The sequence below is a fragment of the Streptomyces albidus (ex Kaewkla and Franco 2022) genome (assembly GCF_013870515.1).
Lineage (GTDB): Bacteria > Actinomycetota > Actinomycetes > Streptomycetales > Streptomycetaceae > Streptomyces > Streptomyces albidus.
The window spans coordinates 25054-31639 of sequence record NZ_JACBXA010000047.1; the positions used below are offsets into that span (position 1 = coordinate 25054).

The window sequence follows — 6586 nt, forward strand, 5'->3', positions numbered from 1 at the left end:
GACGGCCCCACGCGGGCGCCGAGTGGTGAGCAGCACGAGTCAGTCCCTCATTTCTCCGGTACGTGGTTGGTGGCCTCGACCGGCATTGAGACCTTGACGGGGTCGGACTTCGCGAAGTGGAGCGTCACGGGCACCTTCTCGCCCTTCACCGGTTTCCGCTCCGGTTCGAGGAACATGATGTGCTTGCCGCCCCGGCTGAGGCGCAGCTCCCCGTTCGCCGGCACGCGCAGCGACTTCACGCGCTGCATCTGCTGTCCGACCGTCTTGTGCAGCTGTACGTCCCCGAAGTCCGTGCTCTCGATGGACGTCAGCCTGTCGGCCGTACCGCCCGAGTTGCGCACGGTGAGGAAGCCGCCGGCCATGTCGGCGGTCACCGGCTCCGGTACGTAGGCGTCCCGTACGGTCAGCTTCGGCGGGGAGGCGTCTGCTTCGGAACCGGAGCCGGGTCCGGATCCGCATGCGGTGAGTACGAGCAGTCCGGCTGCGCCCGTGGCGAGGGCGGCGGCCCGGCGGATCCTCTGTGCGGGCGTCACGGGTTCTCCCCCTTGATGATCCGGGGGAGTTCCTTCTCCAGGACCTCCGGCCCCGTGTTGCCCTCGGTGTAGAGGACGTGGGCCTTGTCGTCCTTCGGCGAGAAGGCCAGCAGCTGGGCGCCGTGCGTGGAGACGACGTCGCCGTTCTTCTTCTTGTACGAGGGTTCGATGCTGACGCCGACGGTCTTGGCGCCCGCCTGGATCGTGTCGAAGTCGCCCGTGAGTCCCACGAAGGAGGGGTCCTGGCCGCGCAGCCAACTGCCCAGTTCCTTCGGGTCGTCCCGCTTGGGGTCCGAGGTGACGAACACGACGCGGAGCTTCTTCTTCTGCGCCGGCGTCAGCTTGGACTTGGCGACGGCGATGTTGCTCATGGTCAGCGGGCAGACGTCGGGGCAGTGCGTGTAGCCGAAGTACAGCAGCACCGGCTCGCCCTTGGTCTCCTCGATGAGGTCGTACTCCTCGCCCTTGGTGTCGGTGAGGGTGAGGTCCGGCTTCTCGAAGGGCGTCTCGAGCACGACACCGCCCTTCTTCTGCGGTTCGGAGGAGGCGACGGCCGTGTCCTCGCCGCCCTTGCCGCCTTCCGATCCGCCGTCACTGCCGCACGCCGACAGAGCGAGGGCGCACGCCGCGAGGAGCGCGGCAGTGGTGAGAGTTCTGGTCTTACGCATAGAGCACTGGCTTTCTGACTTCCTGCTTCTTCGCTTCTGCTGATTCCTGGATACGGGCGGGCTCGCGCCCGGGCCGGGGCGCCCGCACTCACGCGTGTGCGCGGGTGCGGGCGCCCCGAGGACCGGGGTCAGGCGCTGCGGCGCCGTCCCGCCAGCACGCCGAAGGCGACACCCGCGACGCCGGCGACGATGCCGACGACACCGAGCACGCGGGCGGTGCTGTCCGTGCCGCTCGCCTCGGCGTCCTTCGAACCGCCGTCCTCCGCCGAGGCCTTCTCGGCGCTGCCGGCCGCACCGCCCTTGGCGTCGGAGTGCTCCGCGGACGCGGGAGTCAGCTTCAGCACCGGCGCCGGGTTCTCAGGCTCGGGCTGCCCTTCCTTCGGCTCCTCGATCCAGCGCACGACCTCCTTGTCGTCGTACGTCTGGAGCGCCTTGAAAGCGATCTGGTCGGTGTCCTCGGGGAGTTGGCCCATCGAGACAGGGAACTGCTGGAACTCTCCCGTCTCGACCTTCCCGCCGGTCCAGGTGATCTTGGTGACGGCTTCGGTGATCTTCTCGCCGTGCATCTCGATCGGCTTGTCCAGCTTGGACTTGGTGACCTTGACGTCCCAGCCGGGCACCGGCTGCGGCATCACGGACGCGAGCGGGTGGTCGGTCGGGAGGTTGACTTCGAGCTTGGTGGTGGCGGCGTCGTCGCGCTCGTTGGGGACCTTGAAGTTCACGACGCTGTAGCCGCCCTGCTCGGCCTGCTCCGGATCCACGCTGACGTGGGCGAGGGCCGGCCCGGCACACAGCACGACCGAGGTGGCGGCAAGAGCGCCGACGACAGCGAGACGACGACGCGGAGTGCTCTTCATAGTTGTTGCTCCTGATGGACAGGACGGAACACGGAATGGACGTGACAGCACAGGACTGGGTGCGCGACGAGGCGCACGCCGTCGTTCCGTCGTAGGCGTCGTGCGTCAGGCCGCGAGTGCGAAGCTCTCTTGCGGGCCCGTCCGCGGCGGTCCACGCCGGTGCACCGAGTGGTGCAGCAGTACGGAGCGGGGCGCGCGCTGCTCGCACGTGCCCTCGAAGCAGTGCTCCTGCGGCAGGTCCGGGAGCAGCCCTCCGCGCAGCACCCGTACGAGCGCGAACGCGGTGCCCAGCGCGCGCACATGGACGCCGGCGCCGCGGGCGGAGCGAGCGGACAGCCGGACGAGCTGCCACAGGGCGGTCTCACCGCGCCGGAGCAGCCAGCCGAGGACGAGTGCCGCCATGAGGTGCCCGAGCAGCATCGGCACGTCGAAGAAGGAGAGGGCCGCGTGGGCCGCGCTGCGCAGGCACTCCAGCGGGGTGTCGGCCGCGGACATCGCGCTTCCCGCAGCGTCGGCACCGTGTCCGGCGGGGTGATGCGAGGCGTGCCCTGCGGCGTGGTGGTGCGCGAGCCCCTCATGGCCGGACATGCCCGTGCCGCCACTCAGCCGGCCCGGGTCGATGCCCGCGTCGGAGACGACCTGGCGGGCACGGGACTCGCTGATGCGGCCGGCGGACTCTTCACCGCACAGCAGCCGCGCGGCGAGCCCCCGCACGTCGATACCGCCGTGGCTGTGGGCGCCGGCAGCCGCAGACCCCGAGGGGGCCGGGGCGCAGGAGAAGAGCGTGTGCAGCCCCAGTTGACCGGCTGCGAGCAGCCCGGCGATGCCCGGAAGCGACCGTTCGCGGCCGGCCAGCGGCAACGCGATCACGAAGATGACGGCACAGGCGGCGCCGAGCGACCAGTACGGTATGCGACCCCCGCCCGTCAGGGAGTGACCGCCTGCGGACAACGTCACGCAGACCGCGGTGAACACCGCGGTCCGCAGGAGTCTCAGATCCGCCCCGGCAGTCATCGCCGCGCCATCATCTCACCGGTTCCCCACCCGTATACCCCAGGGGTCGAAACGCCCGAATGGTCTCACTCGCCACAGTGGCCTCAGGGCGTCGCCGCAGGCCGGATGCGGTGCACACCTGTACGGGCGTTGTTCCCCACGTCCTCCGAAAGGACGGGATGCACAGACCCGAGTGCGTACGGCACGCCCGCTCCGGCAATACGTAGCCCATGGCCGGGGCGGTCCCCTGCGGGGGCCAACCGTCGAGCCTCGGCCTGTGGAGGGTTGAGCATGAGCATGTGGTGGTGTCTCCAACTGAGGCGCGAAGCTGCCAGCGTGCCGCTCGCCCGGCGGCTGTTGCTCGACGCCATGGAGCGCGCGGGGGTGGACGGCGAGGTCTCCTACGAGCTTTCGCTCGCCCTCTCCGAGGCGTGCTCGAACGTGGTGGAGCACGGGACGGGCGAGCGGTCCGAGGCGTACTGCGTGACCGCTTACCTCGACGGCGACAAGTGCCGTATCGAGGTGGCCGACTCCGGCCCCGGATTCCGGGCGACGCCGCGACGGCCCAGGAGCCGGCCGTCCGAAGCGGAGGGCGGTCGCGGTCTCTTCCTCATCGAGTGCCTCGCCGACCACGTACGCGTACGCAACCGGCCGGGACGCGGGGGCGCCGTCGTCACGTTCGACAAGACGCTCAAGTGGCAGCACGGGCACGAGGGTTCGCTCGGCAGGAAGAAGCACGGACCGGGGAGCAGCCCCCTGCTCGCCGCCGGCTGAGCCGCCCTCGCGGTGGGCGCCCGGGCTCAGCGGTCGCGGTAGCGCAGCAGCAGCATCGCCGCGTCGTCGTGCGGCGGAGCGCCCACATGCTCGGCCAGGTCGAGGCGCACGGCTGCCAGCGCGGCGTCCGGGTCGGGGTCCTTGAAGAGGTCGCCGCGCTCGTCGAGCGGGTAGAAGCGGTTCATGCGGTCGCGGGCCTCGCTGACACCGTCGGTGTAGAACAGCAGCTGGTCGCCGGGGACGAACGGCACACGGTGCGGCTCCGGGGCGGGGCCGTCCTCCAGGTCGAGCCCCAGCGGCAGGGCGCGCTCGGGCGGCTCGGCGAAGTCGACGCGGCCGTCCGGCCGGATCATCAGCGGCGCCGGATGACCGAAGTTGAGGAGCGTGGCGCGGTCCCCGCTCTCGCGGACCTCGGCGAGGACGGCCGTCACGAACTTCTCCCCGAGCAGGTGCCTGGCGAGGGCACGTTCCAGCCGCTGGCCGACCGCCATCAGATCGGGTTCGTCGTAGGCGGCCTCCCGGAACGCGCCGACGACGACGGCGGCCGTCTCGACCGCCTCCAGCCCCTTGCCCTGCACGTCTCCGACGATGATCCGCACGCCGGTGGGCGAGGTGACCATCTCGTACAGGTCGCCGCCGATGCGGGCGTCGGCCATCGCGGAGGTGTAGGAGACGGCGGCGCGCAGGTGCCCGGCACTGCGCGGCACGGGGCGCAGCAGTACGCGCTGCGCGGCCTCGGCGATGGACCGCACGCTGGCGAGTTCGGCTTCGCGGCGCTTGCGCATCGAGGTCGCTGCGACTCCCGCGACGGCCACGCCGGCGACCGAGAAGGCCGTGGTGTAGCCGGCGCGGTCGCCGAGCTGGTCGTTGTGGATGCTCAGCCCCAGGGACAGTACGAGCGCGACGGCCCCGATCACCACGCTTCGCCGTACGTTTCCGATCAGGCCGGCGAAGGCGGGCCCCAGCGCCATCATCGGAAGGAAACCGATCCCGGGCCCCGCGGTCAGGTCGACCAGAGCGACGATGCCCATCGCGATGAAGGGCATAGCCGCCAGCAGGCGGGGCCGGAATCGAAGCGTGACCACCGATGTTGCTCTCTTCCTTGACCGGGACAGGCGCAAGATCGACCGAATCGGGGCGCCAGACAGATGCAAGGTTATGCATTGGAGCGATTCCGGGCGCCACTGTGACGAAAGTGGGCCCGGAACCGGCCGGACGGTTCGAATCCGCTTTGTTCAGCTACGCAAGCGTGCCATCCACGATTCGACGTCCGAGCTGCTTCGCGGCAGGCCGGAAGACAGATTGCGGTTGCCGTCCTCCGTCACCAGGATGTCGTCCTCGATCCGGACGCCGATGCCCCGGTACTCCTCCGGAACGGTCAGGTCGTCGGGCTGGAAGTACAGCCCGGGCTCCACGGTCAGGCACATCCCGGGCTCCAACGTGCCCTCGGCGTAGCTCTCTCGGCGGGCCGTCGCACAGTCGTGCACGTCCAGGCCGAGCATGTGACCGGTGCCGTGCAGAGTCCAGCGGCGCTGGAGCCCCAGTTCGAGCACGCGCTCGACCGGGCCCTCCAGAAGGCCCCACTCCACAAGCCTGGTCGCCAGGACGTGCTGCGCGGCGTGGTGGAAGTCGAGGTACTTGCCTCCCGGCTGGACCGCCGCGATTCCTGCTTCCTGCGCCTCGTACACCGCGTCGTAGATCTTCCGCTGAAGATCCGTGAAGCGGCCGTTGATGGGAAGCGTCCGCGTCACGTCGGCGGTGTAGAGCGTGTGCGTCTCCACGCCGGCGTCCAGCAGCAGCAGTTCGCCGGAGCGGACCGCGCCGTCGTTGCGCACCCAGTGCAGCGTGGTGGCGTGCGGGCCGGCGGCGCAGATCGAGCCGTAGCCGATGTCGTTGCCCTCGACGCGGGCGCGCAGGAAGAACGTTCCCTCGATGTAGCGCTCGGAGGTCGCCTCGGCCTTGTCCAGCGACCGGACGACGTCCTCGAAGCCGCGCACGGTCGACTCGCACGCCTTGGTCATCTCGCCGATCTCGAAGTCGTCCTTGATCAGCCGCATTTCGGAGAGGAAGACCTGCATCTCCGTGTCGCGCTCGACGGTGACCTTGTCGTTCAGGGCGCGTTCGACCGACGCGTCGTAGCCGCGCACCACACGTACCGGGCCGGTGGCGCCGCGCAGTTCGTCGCTGACCGTACGGACGTCCGCGCAGCGCACACCGTAGAGCTGCTGCGCCTCGCTGAGGCTGTGCCGGCGGCCGACCCACAGCTCGCCCTGGCCGTTCAGCCAGAACTCGCCGTTCTCACGGTCGGAGCGCGGAAGCAGGTACAGCGTGGCGTCGTGGCCTTCGCCGCCGGAGCCGGGCTCCATGACCAGTACGCCGTCCTCGGTCTGGTCACCGGTGAGGTAGGCGTACTCGACCGAGGCACGGAAGCTGTACTCGGTGTCGTTCGATCGTGTCTTGAGATTGCCCGCCGGGATGACCAGACGCTCGCCCGGGAAGCGAGCGGACAGCCTGGCGCGGCGGTCCGCCGTGTGCTCGATCTGAGCGACGGGTTCCAGCCCGCGCAGCTCGGTGTCCGCCCAGCCGGTCTTCATGTTTTCAGCCAGCTCGTCGGATACGGCCGGGTAGAGGCCGTTCTTCCGCTGCTTGATGGGCTGCTCGTCAGCGGGTTCCGCCACGTCTGCCTCCTCCTGGTGTTCGACCGCTTTCCATCGTATGGGGGCCCAGGGGCGCGCGGAAGCTGGTCACTCAGGGCATGGAG

At 70.0% G+C, this 6586-nt stretch carries 7 protein-coding genes; 1 reads left to right on the top strand and 6 read right to left on the bottom strand.

Features of this window, described 5'->3' with window-relative positions:
• Nucleotides 1-47: 47 nt before the first annotated feature.
• From H5J26_RS10730 to H5J26_RS10745, 4 genes are all read right to left on the bottom strand, one after another.
• On the bottom strand, nucleotides 48-533 hold the full coding sequence (locus H5J26_RS10730) for a copper chaperone PCu(A)C (protein WP_181765545.1): 486 nt from the start codon (nucleotides 531-533) through the stop codon (nucleotides 48-50).
• Nucleotides 530-1201, bottom strand: a complete 672-nt coding sequence (locus tag H5J26_RS10735) for an SCO family protein (protein WP_181765546.1) — start codon at nucleotides 1199-1201, stop codon at nucleotides 530-532. Before H5J26_RS10735 ends, H5J26_RS10730 begins: the two co-directional genes overlap by 4 nt.
• 128 nt (nucleotides 1202-1329) lie before the next feature.
• Complete coding sequence (locus tag H5J26_RS10740; protein WP_181765547.1) at nucleotides 1330-2058, bottom strand: YcnI family protein; 729 nt, start codon at nucleotides 2056-2058, stop codon at nucleotides 1330-1332.
• 105 nt (nucleotides 2059-2163) lie between these two features.
• Nucleotides 2164-3072: a hypothetical protein gene (locus H5J26_RS10745; RefSeq protein WP_181765548.1), complete on the bottom strand. Its 909-nt coding sequence runs from the start codon at nucleotides 3070-3072 to the stop codon at nucleotides 2164-2166.
• A 270-nt stretch (nucleotides 3073-3342) separates the two neighbouring features.
• Between H5J26_RS10745 and H5J26_RS10750 the strand changes: the two genes are divergently transcribed.
• The gene (locus H5J26_RS10750; protein ID WP_181765549.1) at nucleotides 3343-3825 is read left to right on the top strand and encodes an ATP-binding protein; all 483 of its coding nucleotides are present in this window, start codon (nucleotides 3343-3345) and stop codon (nucleotides 3823-3825) included.
• Between the two features lie 26 nt (nucleotides 3826-3851).
• Here H5J26_RS10750 and H5J26_RS10755 read toward each other — a convergent pair whose 3' ends face one another.
• Nucleotides 3852-4871, bottom strand: coding sequence for a PP2C family protein-serine/threonine phosphatase (locus H5J26_RS10755; protein ID WP_181765555.1), 1020 nt, complete (start codon nucleotides 4869-4871; stop codon nucleotides 3852-3854).
• Between the two features lie 189 nt (nucleotides 4872-5060).
• Nucleotides 5061-6503 carry an aminopeptidase P family protein gene (locus H5J26_RS10760; protein WP_181765550.1) on the bottom strand — a complete coding sequence of 481 codons (1443 nt, stop codon included), beginning with the start codon at nucleotides 6501-6503 and terminating at the stop codon, nucleotides 5061-5063.
• Nucleotides 6504-6586: the final 83 nt, after the last annotated feature.

Bases quoted from the DNA above. Each gene is read 5' to 3' on its own strand.
- H5J26_RS10735 (WP_181765546.1), bottom strand. From the start codon at position 1,201: ATGCGTAAGACCAGAACTCTCACCACTGCCGCGCTCCTCGCGGCGTGC.
- H5J26_RS10740 (WP_181765547.1), bottom strand. From the start codon at position 2,058: ATGAAGAGCACTCCGCGTCGTCGTCTCGCTGTCGTCGGCGCTCTTGCC.
- H5J26_RS10745 (WP_181765548.1), bottom strand. From the start codon at position 3,072: ATGACTGCCGGGGCGGATCTGAGACTCCTGCGGACCGCGGTGTTCACC.
- H5J26_RS10750 (WP_181765549.1), top strand. From the start codon at position 3,343: ATGAGCATGTGGTGGTGTCTCCAACTGAGGCGCGAAGCTGCCAGCGTG.
- H5J26_RS10755 (WP_181765555.1), bottom strand. From the start codon at position 4,871: ATGCCCTTCATCGCGATGGGCATCGTCGCTCTGGTCGACCTGACCGCG.